At 59.2% G+C, this 2,236-nt stretch carries 2 protein-coding genes; both read right to left on the reverse strand.

Going from position 1 to position 2,236, the window contains the following annotated elements; genetic code table 11:
* Positions 1-25: 25 nt before the first annotated feature.
* Complete coding sequence (locus tag NUW23_15880) at positions 26-991, reverse strand: hypothetical protein (GenBank protein ID MCR4427634.1); 966 nt, start codon at positions 989-991, stop codon at positions 26-28.
* A 245-nt stretch (positions 992-1,236) separates the two neighbouring features.
* Entirely contained in the window at positions 1,237-1,980 is a 744-nt protein-coding gene (locus NUW23_15885; protein MCR4427635.1) for a sugar phosphate isomerase/epimerase, read from the reverse strand.
* Between the last annotated feature and the right edge of the window lie 256 nt (positions 1,981-2,236).

Raw genomic sequence — 2,236 nt, forward strand, 5'->3', positions numbered from 1 at the left:
CTGCTGGGAGGGTCTGCCACAGCCATCAGGCCGACTTGCTCTGTGAATAGGTTGCATAGTGCCGTCCCAACTGCAACATGTGCTGGTACTGTTGCAGAGACACGTTGTCCGGTATCGAATGGTCGGATGCGAAGATGTAGCCACCCCCCTTGGCGAGAGCAGGCACCTTCTCCCGTATCTCGCGCTCCAAGACGGATGGATCTGGGTTGGCGATTGCCCGCACATCGATGCCGCCCCAGAGGGTAAGGACTTCCCCGAAGTCTTTCTTGAGCCGCAGTGGATCCATGCCTGCTTTTATCTCGAGGGGGTTCAGGACATCGAAGCCGGCCTCGACATAGTGGGGCACCAACTCCATGTTCTGCCCACAGGTATGGAGCATGACCCGGATACCACGGGCATGACAATACTCATTGAAGCGTTTCTGGGCGGGCATGATCACCTCGCGATATGTGCGCACGGAGAAGAACGCCCTGTCGCGAAACCCCATATCCTCGGTGACAAGCGCCGCGTCGAAGTGGAAGCCATGGCCCAGGAGGTACTCGAGGCCATCGATGGCCAGTTGTGCCGTCGTCATGATCATCTCTCGGACCCAATCCGGGTCTGCCGCCAAGGCGATCAGGATCCCTTCCATGCCCATAATGTACTTGAAGCGCTCAAAGCCGACACAAGGCTGGCAGTAAATCTGAAAGCGATCCCTGTGCGCATCATAGGCTGCCTTTGCCTTCGGCAAGTCAACCCGTGTTTCATTCCAAGCAAAACGCGCCTTTAGCTCTTCCCAGGAGGCGCGATCGGTCAGCGGATAGTCCCACCAAAGCGGCGTCGAAATCCGGCCCTTGAAGTTCTTCGTCATGACACGGTCGGCGCTGCGGGCGATCACATAGTCGTCCGTCTCTTCGACTTTCTCTGCCGGGAACTGACAGGTCCAGTCGACGTACGTCGTGTGGGTAGGATCGAGCCCGAAGTATGCCACCGGATCGACCCCCTCGGGCATCCCCTCTTTCTTCCACCGCTCTAGGGTTGTGTCCCAGAAACTCTCCCACATCGGGATACGGTCACCCTCACGGTGGTCTATGGCGGCCAGTATACGTTCCCGGCTATCCATCTTCGTCCTCCGGGGGAACCAAGGCTCGCAAGCTGGGTCAGCAAATGAGACTCAGGACCTGCGGCTTGTCAGGGTAACAGCCGAATCTTGTGGGATGGGTCAGCGCCCGTAGGGCGGTCCGCAAGCCACGGCTCTCAATCAACGATGAACTGGGACAGATGCCTTCTGCCAAGAATGAGATCCCATTCCAGGTGGTCCCACCAGAACCTGGAATGGGTCTCAATGGCCAGATCTCCCTGGTACCCCACCTCGTAGAGCAGAGCGATGACGGCGCCCCAGTTGATATCGCCTGTACCAGCGGGGCTGTACTGGTAGTGCATAATGCCATCCGTGAAATTCGTATCTCTCCCCATGAAACGCTCGTCTTTGACGTGTACATGCACAATGCGTCGGCCGTACTTCAGTATCTCTGCCAGGTAGTTGCGGCCGGCCTCGAGGGAGAAGGACGGGTCATACTTGAGGCGAAGCTTTGGCACAAGGGAGAACATGAGCTCCCACTGTGTCGGGTCCAGGCCGCAACTGTGGACAGCCAGGGCCACTCCCAGCTTTTCAGCGTAGTCACAGGCCGGCCCAAAGGTGTCCTGGAACTTGCGACAGGCCACAGCGTCGCCAGGGTCGATAGGATGAGGATGAGATACGAAGGCTCTCGCGCCGAAACGAGCGGTAGCCTCGAGGTCCGCGATCAACTGAGGGGCTACCGGTTCGTCCCCCGTGAGCAGCGCCGACACGCCGATGCCATACTCGCGAAGACGTTTGCCGATCTCCGTCTCCTGGGGACGGGTGTGGGGATACCAGCCCAACTCGATGACCTCGATGCCGACGCGCCGCGCAATCTCTAGTTCCCTCGTTGTGGCCTCGGACCGAAACCCTATCTTCACCGGTTCCTCCTTCCCAAAACGCCACTGCCCCGACCGGCACAGCATGTAGGTGTCCCAGACGGCCCGCAACCGCCGCCGGTATGTGGGTCCACAGGGCAACCCCTGTCAGGTCACGGGAAACAATACTCTTCCATCGCCTCGCAGATGGCCTCAATGTTTCGTAGGGGGACATCTGCCCCCCAGATTCCTGCGGCAAGCATGAGTCCGCCCTCAGGCATGGCCATCGCGTCGATCACCTCTTTGACCATGTCGTGGA

It is taken from the genome of Bacillota bacterium, from assembly GCA_024655925.1.
In the GTDB taxonomy this organism is placed as follows: Bacteria; Bacillota; DTU025; order DTU025; family JANLFS01; genus JANLFS01.